The organism is Agathobacter sp. LCP21S3_B2, assembly GCF_052118705.1.
GTDB lineage: Bacteria > Bacillota > Clostridia > Lachnospirales > Lachnospiraceae > Roseburia.
Map to the genome: position 1 here is coordinate 63,855 of NZ_JBQKGQ010000005.1, position 14,413 is coordinate 78,267.

Below are 14,413 nucleotides of genomic sequence, written 5' to 3' on the forward strand. Positions count from 1 at the left end.
CCTTCTTTCTACATCCATTACCCAAAAATGGGTAAAAAAATAGCCATCTGGATGATTAGTCCAAATGGCTTATGTAAAAATCTATTTAATTCTATTGTAAAGAACTGTCTCTATTCTGGTTGATAAATCAATCTTTTTCTTATAAAGAAGTGTCCACGATGCTTGATTTTTTGAATAATCCATCTTTTCCTCTGGAAAAAATGAACGACAGAAATAATTATCTCCTTCATCATTAGATAAAAACAAAAATAGATTCCTGCTCTCCACGTTGTTTTCCATAAGATAATCAGCCTCAATCATTGAATACATATTTGCTTTCTTATTATACTTAAACACAGTATCATTACTATCAATCATTTGTTCAAGCAATGGCAGGAAATGAACTCTTTGCTCTATCTTATTATAAAAATCTGATGACTCTATTTTTTCAATTGTAATTGTTCCATCTGCTATCTCATCAAATACTCTGCCTCTGTCTCGGCTCAATTCAGGTCTGTCTACCAGATATTGTAATCCCATAAGATGAAAACAATCTTTTTTATCAAATGAAATTCTTAATGTAACTGAAACACCTTTTCTCCCTAGTACAAGCTCATATTCGGTTGATAATAGCGGAATAAATGCATTTATGCAATCTAAAACATTCCTCATTACAGTTCTCCACTACATCCTTAGATTAAGAAAGGCTCTGCATAAGCAGAGCCCTTCTAACATTTTCTTTCGAGGATTAACCTCTAGCCAGATTGTGGTAAATGTCAAACCCTTATAAAGCTCATAAGGCACTGCTCTCTGGCACAACACCTTACTTTGCCGCTTGGCAGACACTCAAGTTGCCTGTCTTTAATATTATATTACCTGTCATATGAAAATATGTCAATCCAAAATTCATGACTTCATAAAGAATTAACATTTTTCATTTGCATGCTTTTTCATCTCAATTATCTCGTGAATGTTGGTATTGTACAGCTTGTACAAATCCGTATCCTTACTTATCTGATTATCAAAAGGAATCACCACTGAACCACACTTGATAAGTCCCATTCCCGATGCGGTATTGGTTACAAATCTAAGCTGTGCCGCTGAGACTCCGATAACCTCTGCCATCTTGGAACTATCCGTATTAGCCTGCTTTAAAAGTGCCACAAACTCTGAGTTTGCAAGCATTGTGGTTGCTGTGTAATTCTGCAACAGATCGATGACATTCTGCGTGATACCGGTACAAAGACCTCCCTGCTTTCTTACTTTCTTCCAGAGCTGCTGTAAATATTTCGCAGAATACTCTGAATTAAGTAAGACATGGAACTCATCAATATAGAGCCATGTTGCCTTGCCTCTCTTACCATTCTCAACAATTCTGTTCTGAATGGACTCCATCATTACAAGCATTGTGATAGGACTAAGCTCCGTGCCTAAGTCCCTGATACCATAGACTGTAAATCTGTTATCTACATCCACATTTGTCTGGTGGTTGAAGATATTAAGTGAGCCATTTACGAAAAGCTCCAAAGATAATGCAATGTCCTTTGCTTCGTCCTCCGGCTGTGCCATAAGAATATCGTAAAAATCGCTCATTACAGGGATATACTTTTCCTTGCTCCTTGCAATGTCGATATACAGTTTTCTCACACATCTATCAATAATTGACTTCTGTCTTGAATTTAAGCTGTCACCGATACACTGTTCACAAAGACCAAGCATGAACTCGCCCTTTTCTCTTACCATTCCTTTGGAATCATTCGGATCAAGGCTCCATACATCCATTTCAAGCGGATTCACATAATTATCCGTGTAAGTAGACATATTTACTACAGTTCCGCCGTAAGTTTCAGCAATATCAAAGTATTCATTCATAGGATCTATGACAATTATCTCGTCATCGCCTGATAAGAATACACTTCCCATCTCCATCTTGCAGAAGAAGGATTTACCAGAACCCGGCACACCGAATACAAAACCATTACCATTAATGAGCTTCTTTCTGTTGCCGATATTCACATTCTTACTAATCTGGTTGATACCATAATAATTGCCAGTACTGTCATTAAGCTCCTGCACATTAAATGGCATAAGTACCGCAAGCGACTGGGTAAGAAGTGTACGCATTGTCTCCACCTGTCTTACGCCAATCGGAAGTGCTGTATTAAGTGCTTCCCTCTGCTTTAAGTAGTGCGTATCAATCGTGCAGCTGTTACGCTTCCCGATTGTCTCTACTGTCTCACATACACTTTCAAGCTCCTTCTTGCTCTCTGCCATAAGAATAATAGTAACTCCCACGAAGAAAAGGCACTGGTCATTCTCACGAACATCATCCATGATTTCTTCAATTTCCTTTTTCTCAGTTCTCTTGGCATACGAGATTTCCGTAGAGAAGTCATTATTCTTATTACGGATTCTCTGCTGCTTTATAATATCGGACTCAATACCAAGATACTTTTTCTGAAGGACCTTAGTGGTCAAATCTTTTGGTACAGGCACAACATCAATGCTTGTAATGGAATGAACCGGAAGAGAGGTAATCTCATTGATAAATCTGTCTGATAAACTGCTTGGGTACTTCTTGATAAAAAGTGCCTTACAAAATTTACTCTCATCCTCAAAATGATCTGGAAAATATTTCACCATTCCATTACACAGATCATTCTTAAAATCTGCTCCGACCTTCTTTGCCTTCTTAATATCAAAATCAAAGCTGCCCTCATCTCCAAGATGATAATAGTCATAGAGCACTTTCAGTCTCTCATTTCCGCTAAGAGGTACAATCTCTGCACCAAGCTCTATGAAAGCCTTGTGTATCGTTGCCTCAAGTGTGGCAAACTGTGCCTTTGCCTCCTCGAAATTCTTTCTCTCGATTGTAATTGTCAGGTATCTTTCCTGCTCAATTCCCTGTCTGCCCTCAATAATCTTCTCCTCAATGATGTCATTGTAGATTCTACGATAATTATTGAAGCCATCGCTTTTTTCAGCAATCAGAACCTTATCTCGAAGATCATCCATGTTTTTGTTCTTATTGTTAATCGTAATCTTGTAATTACAGTCCAGCGAATTTAAGAACTTGCAGTATCGCTCAAATATTCCAATCTGCTCATCCTCTGTTGCTGTAGTGTAATTGATGTCGCAAAAGCGGTAGCACTTGGAATACTTATTCTTGCTTATTTCAAAAATGCCGTTTTCAGCCACCGCCATAATCTCTATGGTTTCCTGAATGGATTTAGGTGTCTTATACAAAGGCTCACTTGCCTTCTTTAAAAGCTTAAATCCGTCTGTAAATAAACCCATTGTCTCTAACCTCGCTTTCTTTTTAATCATGAATGCCTGCATTCATGCTGCGAAATGCACATCATACAACGCATGATTCTCCTCTGTGCATTTCTGCAATCCTGCGGAGCATTTTCTCTGATTTATCAGAGCATTGAAGCCCGCCGGGAACTCACCCAACGGGCTAGTTCCCGACCTTCCGGTCAGATACTTCTCTTAGTTACTAATGCATTGCCTTGTATGCCGCAATTCCTGCCACAGCTGTTACAATCACAGCTACAAGCCCAAGCAACATATTTCTTGTCTTTTTCTTCATTGCTTCAAATTCCTCCTGCTTCTTTACTGCCGACTCCAAAGTAGTAATCTCCGTCTCAGCCTTTTTACTTTTCTTCTTTACCTGTTCAGTCTGTTCCAGTTGAAATACCTTAATCGTCGGCTCTCCCTCTGTCGATACATAGGTTAGTGCCCTATTTGCAAACATAAAATACAGCTTTTTACCCATATACTCATAAAAGCTCATACCATTAAAGGAATAGAACCCTCCAAGGGCAATCGGTGCTACACAAGGTATCGCCACATAAGCTGAACCCGTAAGACCGATATATTTGTAAAGAAGAAGTACGATACCGCCACCAACTACTACACTGGCAATAGAAAATATAAGCTGTTTTGCTGTAAGCCCCATTGCCACAGATTCCTGATAGCGGTCAATGTCTTTATTAATCTCGATAACCATTGTCCTTACCTCCTATCTTGATAAATCCTTAGTTTTCGGTTGACGTGCCATACCGATATTCGCTTCATACATATCCATTCCATCCGGACACAGTTCTCTAAGCTTATCTACATTGAACAGATAAAGAGGATATTCACAAAAGCCACTCCTCTGTGTAAATCCTGTAAACTCTCCAATGTCATTGTCTGTGATAAACTTTTCAACATCCGGCATGTCATTCACATTCAGATATCCACAGTAATCAGGTGCTGCAACTGATAAATTCACAGTCACATCACCAAACGGCTCATCATATCCGTCCTCATTGCACATAAGTCCGATATACATTGCCTTGCCATTCATATACTGCTGGATATCAAGTGTCACCTGCGTTTCTCCGGTAAAACTGGAATTATAAGTTACCTTTTTCTTTTCGCTATCCATATATGCCTCCTTCTACAATCCAAATGCCTTGCTTGTAAGTGTCTGCGCACCCTTCACACTTCCAACAGTCATTGCGATAGTAAATGTCATTTCACACAGATAGATAAGTGTCTGTGCCCAGTCAGCATAGCTTCCTGTAAATGAAGGTAATCCCGCATTGATAAATGCATTACATACCACAATCGCAAGTGCCATCGTTACTGCCTCAAATACGCACGACAGGAAATACTTGCAATAGGTAGCCATTGTATGACTGACCATTCTGTTTCCTGCCATCGTAGAACATGCAATCGCTCCAAGTGGAACGATGACCAGAATCTTTAGGAATCTGAAATATACTGTGTAAATAATAAAGAAACCACAGATAATAATGATGATTGCAAGTAAAGCCGTAAGTATCAGCATTACCAAGCTCTCACCAAAGCCAAGTCCCTTAATGATGTCTGCCTGTGTACTATCAATGGCAAGCTGCGTTGTAGTTCCAGCAGAAATGAGTCCTACCAGATTTCCTATGGAAGTAAAAAATGCCTTCATAATGGTGACATTGTTCGCAACGAACCATTCTGCAAGTCCTAATCGGATAAGCATACGAAAGATTGATTCAAACCTCATCTCGTCTTTTACATCTATACTTTCCGAGCAGAAACCGATAACAAAGAACAGTACTACAAGGGATGAGCCAACCGCTACAAAGACTGGCTCAATTCCCTCAATGACTGCCCAGGGACCTCCGCCCTTGAAACTGACCGGTGACTGTCCAAGCATTGCAAAGACCAAGGATATCTGATTGTTCCAAAATCCAAACACTGCCTCAAGAAGTGCCAGGATCTTGTCTCCAAGCTTGAAAATATCCATACTTGTAATTCACCTCTTTCCTTTTATTTAATTGGGGAATTGCATTTTCCCCAATCTTAGAAACCTAAGAATGTCAGTACTGTTGAAATACCAGCCATCATTACACCTGCTACAATACCTTTTAATGCAGAGTTCATAGTAGATGAATCTTGCTGCTGATAAGCCTGTGCAAACTCCATAACATTCTTTGCAAGAATGATGACACCAACAGCACCGATGACTGCAATAATAAGTGTCTTTAAGTTCTCAAGTGGCTGTGTTACTGCGGAAGTTCCTGTTCCTGCTGCAAAACAAGTAGTGCTCATAAGCATTACTCCCATAAGTGCTCCGGATACCGCCGGAACAAATCTTTTCTTAAAATGAATAAATCTTTGCTTCATGCCCTTTTCCTCCATCTGATTGTTGTTTGTTGTTGAAATAACCTGTTCTTTTCTCATGTTGTTTAATCTCCTTTTTGAAGTGACAGAAGCGGAAAAAGCCAGAAAGGAATACACATATTCCAATCCGGCTAGCTTTCCGAACGGAATATATGCATTCCTTTCTGTCCTGTTAATAGTAATTCTATGATAATCAGGCAATGCCTGTTGTAATGGTTAATCGGGCTTTCCCCGATGCGTTTTTGCTGTGACCACCTCCTTTCCAGACGAAAAAAGCACTTTAACCGTAATTGGCTAAAGTGCATAAAACACGAAATTATTTTCTTTTCTCTCTTCGCAATTTATATTTTACTCCATATTTCTGATAGTATAGTTTTCTCAATTCCTTATCTTTCATAACATCTTTTGCTACACTCCAAGTTAATTCAGACTGTATTTGCTTATTGTTTCTATCTATTTTGGGAAAGCATTCTTTTATAGTTTGGACATCTCCCGCCCATATTGCCTCATTAACTTTTCTGTGTAGTATATCTTCTTCGCTTTCTTCCGTATCTTCATATAGTTCCGGATGTTCAGCATAATATTCTGCTTCTGCCTTCGCACGTTCCTCCCATTGCTGAATATATTCATCTGAAAAAAGATAAACTTCATTATAATATATATCATCTAAATGAGATTTAATCCTTTTATTTTCGATTTCAATTTTACTTGACATAAAATCAAATATCCTTACTAATCTATTGATAAATAGGAACATAACATGCATTAAATGAACAGTTGTTTTATACCTTTCTAATTCCGTCAAGTCCATATTATTCAAAATATTAAGACATCTATTACACTCATTTACCAATTCAAAATGCTTCAACTGATCGTATTCATCTTGTGTAATAATCTTTTCTATTACAAGGCTTTCAAAAGGTAACGCTTCATATTGACTTATTACCTCTTTGAAAAATGACAATGAGATAGTTGAAAAATCATCGTATTTTGATTTTATCTCTTCGCTATCTATACTTTCAAAATCAACTTCTTGCATCTTCTTAAAGAACTCAGAAACTTCTTTTGTATCCTTCATTGGAAGTAAGAACGAACTTCCTATTTCTTCACGCACTCGATATTCATTAACATTAAGCACTATTTGAACATATAGCTTATCAACTGCGTCATTCAATGGATTTAATAACATTCTCTTGAACTTTTCCACTTTTCTCTTCTCTATCTTTGAACTTATCAATTCAAGATACAAAGTAACTAAAGCAGATGTAACTACACCTGTTCCAAGTCCTACCGCAATATTCTTTGCATCACTATCACATATAAAATATGATATAACTAACACAGCAACACCTATAAAAATAATGACAATAATTGCAATATATTCCCAATTTGGTTTTTTCACCGTCGCGAGTAATTTTTTTACTTTACTAAAAATACCATTATTTCTTTTTCTCTTTCTTTTCATCTAAAGTTCTCTCCATTACGTTTATCATATAATATAGATTTTAATGCTCAACTCCAAATTTTCGTATGAACATTATACCATTCAAAACATGTCTACGCGACTTTTTGAAGCAACAATGACTAGATTACTTTCCCTGTAGCACAAAACGCTTTAACTTAATTTAGCTAAAGTGCTTTATACTACATATACTTTTATAATTTCTTAAACATATTAGTATTCATGCTATCTTTCTTAATCACCTCAATTCCCAATTCTTTCTGATGATTATATAATTTCACACCCAAATTTGACGGTGGAGTATCCACCAAATCTCTCAATACAAACGTTTTTTCAGATGGCATACTTTTTATTTTCTTTGTTACCGTATTCCAAAGAGTTGCATATGTTCTTTGATTTAGTACCACATCCTTACAATAGCTTGGTACATCTGGATATCCTTCTTTAGTTGCTTTTAATTGCAAATCATTCCATTCCATTTGACTAACTGTAAACTGTATCCGCATAATTGATCCTCCTTTAATGGGTTTGTTCACTTCCCTTACAATAATAATATAATATTTTCCCACTGTCAAGGGGTTTGCTCACTTCCCTTATTATTTCTGTAAGAACTCATCTTCTCCACAGTAACCTCCGGATAGAAATACGTCAGAATCGTTGACTTTGGAACTCCTGCGGCAAGTGCTTTCTTCACTTCCTCTTTCTGCTCCGGTGTATACGACCAGTGCAGCATTCGATTTGTGATGGTATCCTCCCATTTAGGCTTTTCCCTCTCAGGATTCCTTACAGGTTTAGCACCAGCACTTCCACTAGAAGCATTGGCACTTTCTGTTGCTTCCGACTTCTGCGATTCATCGACATACTCAAGCTCATTTGCCTGTTCCCTGTCAATCTTTGCTTTCTGCTCTGCTTCATCCTGCATGGAGAATCTTCTGCTTAATTCCGCATCACCAAGCATCATAAACTGCTCATAGGTAAGAGAATCTATATACACATTCTCGCCCTTATCCTTCAGCTTTTCATAATACTTAACTGCCTTGTCTGAAAGAATCTCAAATGGCGGACCGATAAGATTATCTGCTCCCCTTATCTGATGAACATAAGGCTCTCCCTTGCCATCTGCTGTCTGGTTAAACATCGGATGATTGAATGGTATGAACTTATTGTCCATGATTGGATCAAATCCACGGATAAAGATAATACACTTTTTGTTATCCAGCTTTCTGACTTCATCCGGTGTAAACAGTTCTCTTCCTAATACATCATAATTCCTTGAAGAGCTTCCCTGTCTGCCCTTTGTCTCTCCGCTTGACTTCTTATCAATCGTACCTTTTCCAAGCAACTCAGACACATACTTATGTGTACTCTGCTCATTTCCACCAAGATATATGAAAGTATCGCAGTTGCCGGGAATTGTCTCCCAGGTATCTTTAAAAAGCGCTTTTAACTGGGCAAAGTTCTGAATAATGATAATACTTGAAATCTCACGGCTTCGCATTGTCGATAACAGTGAACAGAAGTCATCTGGCAATGCGACATTCGCAAATTCATCTAACATAAATGTCACATGGATTGGCAGCCTTCCACCACAATTAAAGTCTGCCTGATAGTACAATTCCTGAAATATCTGCGTGTATAACATACCGATAATAAAGTTATAGGATTTATCACTATCCGGGATTACACAAAACAGTGCTGTCTTTGTCTCACCATCCCCATTTACTCCAATACCGATATCGGACAGATTAAGCTCATCTTTTGAGAGTAGTCGTAAAACCTGCTTATTCTCAAGAAATGCAAGTCTTGAGTTGGCACTGATGATAATGGAACGAACTGTATCTCCTGCACCTCTCATACATTTGTTGTACTGCTTGACTGCCGGATGATTGGCTCCAAGTGGGGAACTCTCCTCTAAAAACTTCATACGCACATCCAGCTTTGATGCCTTACCCTGCTCTGTAACCTCTGCCTCTCCAAGAAGTTTCAGTACTGTCTCGAAGTTTCTCTTTGCCGGCTGTACCTCCAGCCACACATAATAAAAGATAGACTGCAAGAACAATCCTTCCGCTTTTTCCCAGAACGGATCACTTGGTGTCGCTCCCTTGGGTGTCGTATTGCTGATAAGGTTTGTAATCAGCTTGACCACATCTGTTTCCTCTCTGATATAGGAAAATGGATTGTAACAGTCTGATTTATCCATCTCTAACAGATTAATGACTTTCAGGTTATATCCGTTATTTTTTAACATCTGCCCGCAGCTTCTAAGGATTTCTCCCTTTGGATCGGTACAGATAAAGGAACAGTTATGCGGCATCTGCATAAGATTCGGCTTTACTTCATAGAATGTTTTTCCTGCTCCGGAACCACCACAGATAAGGATATTTCCATTGAGCTTGAGCCTTCTGAAATCCAGCGACATCTTCACATTCTGGCTGAGTATCCGGTTGAAATTTTCATCCTTATCTGCAAGTATCTTGTTGACCTGCTTTGGATTTCCAAATCTTGCCGTACCAAATTCCTTACCCGGCATATAGTTTCTCTGACTGGTGAAATACATGACAATAGCCATCGCATAGATACCTAATGCAATGGCTACTGCTTTTACTGTATTGGAATTGTAATAATTGGCAAAGGGAACAGCACATACTTCATTGAATCTGTCCATAAATTCATTAAAGGCAATCCCTTCCGTCCACGCACCATTTATCAGATAACCAAGATAACCGGCTAACACTGCACCCACAAGGATAAATATCAGTGATGGCTTTTTCTTCGTTGTCTGCATAGGCTATTACCTCGCTTTCTTGGTAGTAACCGTTTTCTTCTGTGTGGTCTTTTTCTGCTGTTTCTGAGCTTTCTCGTAACGCTCTCTGACAGAGGATTCCACCTTATCATAATGTGTATAAAGCTCTGTTCCCTTCTGTGTTGCTATCACACAATTCTGCTCATCATAAAGTTTGTAATCCTTATTGGAATCAAGAAATGTGAGCATTGTCTTTCCACTATGAATATCCATGATGTTCTCCTTACGGAGCCACACATATCTTGCCTCCTCTCCCCAAGTTCCTGGGATTCTTGTCTTAACGGCATGCTCATTCTCCTCGACAATGAGCTTTTTACTGATAGTCACATCTGAAAGATTCGCATTCTTTGATGCTGCAACAGCTCTCATTCTATCCGCAAGGTCCTGATATCCCCTGACACGGTTGATAAAGGCATCCTTATCCATCATGACTGCATGAGTACCATCCTCATTTCTACTGCCAAGCACTCCTATAGTCTCAAGTTGCTTGATAACATTCTCTGCCTGCTCTCCATTAATACTAAAATTTTCCTTAACTTGATCCACACTGATAGCTTTCTTTTCCATAGCAAACATACCGACCTTTTCAATCAGACCATCTATAGCGGAATTTACCCTATCCCCTTCTATCGTGTGGCTTTTCTCGTTTCCCTGCTGTTTTCTTAAAAAATCCATCAGCTTACCGAGGGATTTCTCATCTCCATTCTTCAGATAATCGTCAAATGTGGCTATCTTACCAAACTTAAGCTTCTGTATCATCATATTTACACGAGGAACCGCTTCTGTATGAAATATAATCTCGCTCATGCCATCCTTCTTGTTACAATCCGGAAGTACCGAATACAGAATTCCATACTTCTTTGCCATCTTTTCAACCTTTTTCATATCTTCGGACTTAAACTGTAGCACCTGTAAATCTCCGCCCTTTAAGAGCAATTTTCTCATGGATGTCTTTCCAAGGGATTTCTCATAATCAAGCATCCCTTTCAAAAAATCGATTGCCTTCTGCATGGCAGATATACCGCCACTGCCTACTTTCATAGCAATTTCTATACCATCATATGCGACACGGATAATCTGTACCGCTTCCTGAATCTCTTCTGCCATTATCGCACCTCCACCTTTTCTCTGACTGTTGTTTTAAGGACTTCCGTTTCTGTACTGCGAATCTCATCTGCTGATACATCAATACCATAGGCAGTTAATATATCTGCAAGGTGATTGATTGCCTTCTCCTCTTCAATACGGTACATCTCAAGTGCCACAAGCAGATTTTCCACCTGCTCTACCCACGCAGGCTTCATATCATACTTTGCCCTGTATGTGACCATAATCTCATCGGATTCTGTCTTATCAGATGAATGTGCCAAAGCCTCGACAAGAGAAATCGTGTCTTCCTTGCTCCCACTTCTGAAAGCGAACTGAACTACAAAGTTTTTCTCGTCCTCCGTAAACTTATGCTCAACTCCATTCATCTCTGTTACTGCTTCATTAACCACTGCTAAATTCATAAGTTCCTCCTAATCTGCCATACTATTTTCAAGTACTGCTATCTCAATGATCTCTTTCATCTTTTCCGCTGAAATGTTGTTATTGATAAGTTCAATAAGTTGCATCTCGGTAAGTCCCTTTTCTATGGCACTTTTAATCTGAACAAGCTGTGCAGGAACAAGATCCCCTGTAGCAACAAGCTTTACAATGTCTGCTCTGGATTTCTTCTTGAAACAAAGTTTCGCAAATATTCCTGTCATCCCATTGCTGCTCTTTCTGACATTCCTATCAACAGGAAGTTTCTGTACCACATGACCAGTAACATCCATAACTGGAATCTGATAATACACGGGTATTCCATTCTGAATAACTGGTGCTGTCTGTGACACCGTCACCGTATCTACCATGTTTTTATCAGCCAAAGTTTCCACGGCTTCAGACTGTTTAGGTGTTTCCTCACTCTCTGCCTCTTTCTTGTTCTCTGATGCTACGCTTATTATCTTATCTTCAAGCGATTCAATTCGACTTCTCATACGCTCCATCTCCTTATCCTTTTTCTCGATGTCATCTCTAAGCCTTGCAATCGTACTGCTTGCCTTATTAAGCTCGTCCTGCTGATGACTTATCATGGCATCTTTATCCTGATTCTCTTTTACAAGTCGCTCCCTGACTTCCTCATCATCTTTGGAAGTCTCAAGACTTGCTAACTTCTCATTTAACGCATCATATCTCTTATCCTGATGGTTTATTTTCTCAACCACTTCCTCCATCTGCGAAACAAGAGCCTTCACATACTCAGCTTCTGCCGAAGACTGTTCTTTTGCTTTCGCAAGGCTTTCTAATATTTCCTCATATAATCTTCGCATGACCACAGGCTTTTCACCTTTATCCATAACTTCCTGTATCGCTTCAATGGGTACGCCTTTTTCATAGAAATCTAAGGACACCTGCATCTGATGACCAGATAACTTACTTTCTTTAAGCAGTCTGGTCATATCTTCTGAAATACCCTTATGCAGGCATTCCGATAAGACTTTCATCTGACCGATATTGTAATTCTTATTCAAATACAGACTGACTTCATCTTCTGTAAGCCCATCCTCATAATCGCTCTTCACAAGTGCAATAATCTCTTCACTTACATGCTTATTACGAAGAAGCTGCACTTTCTTTTCTATTGCCATAGAGCTTAATGGCTGTCTGTTTTCTTCCATATATGCCTCCTAACCACTAAAAAAACAGCCTATCGTACTGGCTGCTCTTTTCTGTCTCGTATTGTTTCTTTGTTGTATTCTGTATCTTTTCCATTTGATACATTATCTGAAATAAGACTCTTCCAAATGGATTTACCAATATTCAATTCCTTGAATACCGCCCTCTCTTTAGCACAGGCTTGCGAGTATTCTTCTTTGTAGTGCTTTCTTAAAGCTTCTACTTCATCAAGAGTGTATCCCTGTGATAATAGTTTTTGTTTAAGCATCTCCCACTTAATATGCTCATCCTCAAAGAACTCATCACCCTGTATATAGGACTGCTCAGCAGGTTTTAGCTCTTGCATCTCATCCGCAATATCAAAAAGCTCACGACTTCTCTCTCTCGCTTTATAGATACGACTTTTCTCCGAAGATACCTCTTTTCTTTTATCTGTAAGTGAACTAATTACACTCACCAATTCCTCGGCTGAATGAATATCATGATTCGCAAGAAACAGGTATTCCTTCTGCAGCTTATGCATTCGTCGGATATCATCCTTATACTTCCATGCCTGACTATATGGTCGCTTCTTAAGTTTACCTATCCGATAGAGCTTTGCATAATATCGTTTTTGGAGGCCTGACATCTTTGCCTTTCGATATCTCTTCACCTTGCATCTGATAAGTACAGGCTTGATTTCTTCCTGTTTTTCTCTGTAAAACGATATATCCTCATTGCTAATTCGTTCTCGTATTGCCTCATCAGAATACATATCTCCTAATGTCTTACACCTACGGAATCGTGTCATACCCTGTGGCTTAACTGCAAGATATTTTCCCTGTTTTATCGTATATCCCTTGTCTGAAAGTAAATCGAGAAACTGCTGATAATCACCAGCCTGTAATATACAGGCATCCAAGTCCCGCTTAATCATATCCGCCCACACGAAACTGCCTTCACGATATTCGCTCCAGTCCTTATAGCTCTCATGCTGCTTTTCTTTACTACCATCATCAACATCAATGATAGAAAGACCATATTCCTCACATAGTCGGTTTGTAATAGGTTGAATATACTTAGCCCAATCCCCTTTTTCATAGCGATATTTTTTCCCATCTACAAAGCTTACACTGTTAAATACGATATGCGAATGTACATGCTCCGTATTATCGTGTACAACATATATAGCCTCATAAGACTTACCAAGATATTCTTCCACAAACCTTTGTGTGATTTCAAATGCTGTGTCAGGATTCACTTCATTCTCCTTAAACGACAAAATGATATGATACCCCTGCCTCTTATCGACTTTACCAAACTTACGCTTGGTCTCTTTCATCTGCTCAAATGCTGCATCTGCCTGACAGTTAATTGCACCCACAAGCCTTCCATCCTGTGTTTTCTCCGGATTCATTACATAATCAAGCGAACGCTTAAGATGCTTTCCATGAAAATGACCTCCACAGTCCTTCATATTTAGTATCTTACTGATTGCCAATCTGACTCACCGCCTCATCAACCTTCTGATTCAATTTTCGCATATATGCAATAAGCTGCGTTTTATCATCTTTTGAATATAAACCTGCATTGTTATTAAATACAATCTGATTGATATTAATTCCAATACGATTTATCTCATTGATAAGTTCCTTTAGAAGTTTTCGCACCTCTGGATAATCATTGGGTTTCTGACTGATAAGAAGCCTAATATACTCAGCCTCATTCATGCCATTCCCCTTCGCTTTCTTTGCAAGTTCTTTTGCTTCCTCCGGCATTAGACGAAGAGTTTTCCTTACACTATGAACCTTATCTGCCAT

Annotated in this window: 14 protein-coding genes; all 14 read right to left on the bottom strand. The window is 38.8% G+C overall.

The features are described from left to right. Positions 1-81: 81 nt before the first annotated feature. Positions 82-651: a PBECR4 domain-containing protein gene (locus ACTQ1L_RS04915; protein ID WP_006859616.1), complete on the bottom strand. Its 570-nt coding sequence runs from the start codon at positions 649-651 to the stop codon at positions 82-84. Between the two features lie 252 nt (positions 652-903). Beyond that, a complete protein-coding gene (locus ACTQ1L_RS04920; RefSeq protein WP_441365878.1) occupies positions 904-3,276 on the bottom strand; it encodes a VirB4-like conjugal transfer ATPase, CD1110 family in 2,373 nt (790 codons plus the stop codon). A gap of 202 nt (positions 3,277-3,478) precedes the next feature. After that, positions 3,479-3,991, bottom strand: a complete 513-nt coding sequence (locus ACTQ1L_RS04925; protein WP_441365721.1) for a PrgI family protein — start codon at positions 3,989-3,991, stop codon at positions 3,479-3,481. A 12-nt stretch (positions 3,992-4,003) separates the two neighbouring features. Next, a complete protein-coding gene (locus ACTQ1L_RS04930; RefSeq protein ID WP_441365722.1) occupies positions 4,004-4,414 on the bottom strand; it encodes a DUF4313 domain-containing protein in 411 nt (136 codons plus the stop codon). A gap of 12 nt (positions 4,415-4,426) precedes the next feature. Continuing rightward, positions 4,427-5,269: a hypothetical protein gene (locus tag ACTQ1L_RS04935; RefSeq protein ID WP_441365723.1), complete on the bottom strand. Its 843-nt coding sequence runs from the start codon at positions 5,267-5,269 to the stop codon at positions 4,427-4,429. A 56-nt stretch (positions 5,270-5,325) separates the two neighbouring features. Then, the gene (locus tag ACTQ1L_RS04940) at positions 5,326-5,706 is read right to left on the bottom strand and encodes an electron transporter RnfA (RefSeq protein ID WP_441365724.1); all 381 of its coding nucleotides are present in this window, start codon (positions 5,704-5,706) and stop codon (positions 5,326-5,328) included. A gap of 256 nt (positions 5,707-5,962) precedes the next feature. Beyond that, positions 5,963-7,111, bottom strand: a complete 1,149-nt coding sequence (locus tag ACTQ1L_RS04945; RefSeq protein WP_441365725.1) for a hypothetical protein — start codon at positions 7,109-7,111, stop codon at positions 5,963-5,965. A gap of 191 nt (positions 7,112-7,302) precedes the next feature. Next, positions 7,303-7,614 carry a hypothetical protein gene (locus ACTQ1L_RS04950; RefSeq protein ID WP_441365726.1) on the bottom strand — a complete coding sequence of 104 codons (312 nt, stop codon included), beginning with the start codon at positions 7,612-7,614 and terminating at the stop codon, positions 7,303-7,305. Positions 7,615-7,679: 65 nt separating this feature from the next. Further along, positions 7,680-9,893, bottom strand: coding sequence for a VirD4-like conjugal transfer protein, CD1115 family (locus ACTQ1L_RS04955; RefSeq protein ID WP_441365727.1), 2,214 nt, complete (start codon positions 9,891-9,893; stop codon positions 7,680-7,682). Between the two features lie 6 nt (positions 9,894-9,899). Then, positions 9,900-11,018, bottom strand: coding sequence for a PcfB family protein (locus ACTQ1L_RS04960; RefSeq protein ID WP_441365728.1), 1,119 nt, complete (start codon positions 11,016-11,018; stop codon positions 9,900-9,902). After that, positions 11,018-11,422: a hypothetical protein gene (locus tag ACTQ1L_RS04965; RefSeq protein ID WP_441365730.1), complete on the bottom strand. Its 405-nt coding sequence runs from the start codon at positions 11,420-11,422 to the stop codon at positions 11,018-11,020. The genes ACTQ1L_RS04960 and ACTQ1L_RS04965 overlap by 1 nt, the downstream gene beginning before the upstream one ends. Positions 11,423-11,431: 9 nt before the next feature. Beyond that, positions 11,432-12,616: a hypothetical protein gene (locus ACTQ1L_RS04970; protein ID WP_441365732.1), complete on the bottom strand. Its 1,185-nt coding sequence runs from the start codon at positions 12,614-12,616 to the stop codon at positions 11,432-11,434. A gap of 29 nt (positions 12,617-12,645) precedes the next feature. Beyond that, on the bottom strand, positions 12,646-14,094 hold the full coding sequence (locus ACTQ1L_RS04975) for a relaxase/mobilization nuclease domain-containing protein (RefSeq protein ID WP_441365734.1): 1,449 nt from the start codon (positions 14,092-14,094) through the stop codon (positions 12,646-12,648). Beyond that, positions 14,081-14,413 (bottom strand): plasmid mobilization protein, encoded by a 333-nt coding sequence (locus ACTQ1L_RS04980; protein ID WP_441365735.1) that lies wholly within the window; start codon positions 14,411-14,413, stop codon positions 14,081-14,083. The genes ACTQ1L_RS04975 and ACTQ1L_RS04980 overlap by 14 nt, the downstream gene beginning before the upstream one ends.

What these genes read in the sequence shown, in the direction of transcription:
- ACTQ1L_RS04915 (WP_006859616.1), bottom strand. Translation starts at nt 651, where the DNA reads ATGAGGAATGTTTTAGATTGCATAAATGCATTTATTCCGCTATTATCA.
- ACTQ1L_RS04920 (WP_441365878.1), bottom strand. Translation starts at nt 3,276, where the DNA reads ATGGGTTTATTTACAGACGGATTTAAGCTTTTAAAGAAGGCAAGTGAG.
- ACTQ1L_RS04925 (WP_441365721.1), bottom strand. Translation starts at nt 3,991, where the DNA reads ATGGTTATCGAGATTAATAAAGACATTGACCGCTATCAGGAATCTGTG.
- ACTQ1L_RS04930 (WP_441365722.1), bottom strand. Translation starts at nt 4,414, where the DNA reads ATGGATAGCGAAAAGAAAAAGGTAACTTATAATTCCAGTTTTACCGGA.
- ACTQ1L_RS04935 (WP_441365723.1), bottom strand. Translation starts at nt 5,269, where the DNA reads ATGGATATTTTCAAGCTTGGAGACAAGATCCTGGCACTTCTTGAGGCA.
- ACTQ1L_RS04940 (WP_441365724.1), bottom strand. Translation starts at nt 5,706, where the DNA reads ATGAGAAAAGAACAGGTTATTTCAACAACAAACAACAATCAGATGGAG.
- ACTQ1L_RS04945 (WP_441365725.1), bottom strand. Translation starts at nt 7,111, where the DNA reads ATGAAAAGAAAGAGAAAAAGAAATAATGGTATTTTTAGTAAAGTAAAA.
- ACTQ1L_RS04950 (WP_441365726.1), bottom strand. Translation starts at nt 7,614, where the DNA reads ATGCGGATACAGTTTACAGTTAGTCAAATGGAATGGAATGATTTGCAA.
- ACTQ1L_RS04955 (WP_441365727.1), bottom strand. Translation starts at nt 9,893, where the DNA reads ATGCAGACAACGAAGAAAAAGCCATCACTGATATTTATCCTTGTGGGT.
- ACTQ1L_RS04960 (WP_441365728.1), bottom strand. Translation starts at nt 11,018, where the DNA reads ATGGCAGAAGAGATTCAGGAAGCGGTACAGATTATCCGTGTCGCATAT.
- ACTQ1L_RS04965 (WP_441365730.1), bottom strand. Translation starts at nt 11,422, where the DNA reads ATGAATTTAGCAGTGGTTAATGAAGCAGTAACAGAGATGAATGGAGTT.
- ACTQ1L_RS04970 (WP_441365732.1), bottom strand. Translation starts at nt 12,616, where the DNA reads ATGGAAGAAAACAGACAGCCATTAAGCTCTATGGCAATAGAAAAGAAA.
- ACTQ1L_RS04980 (WP_441365735.1), bottom strand. Translation starts at nt 14,413, where the DNA reads ATGGCAGATAAGGTTCATAGTGTAAGGAAAACTCTTCGTCTAATGCCG.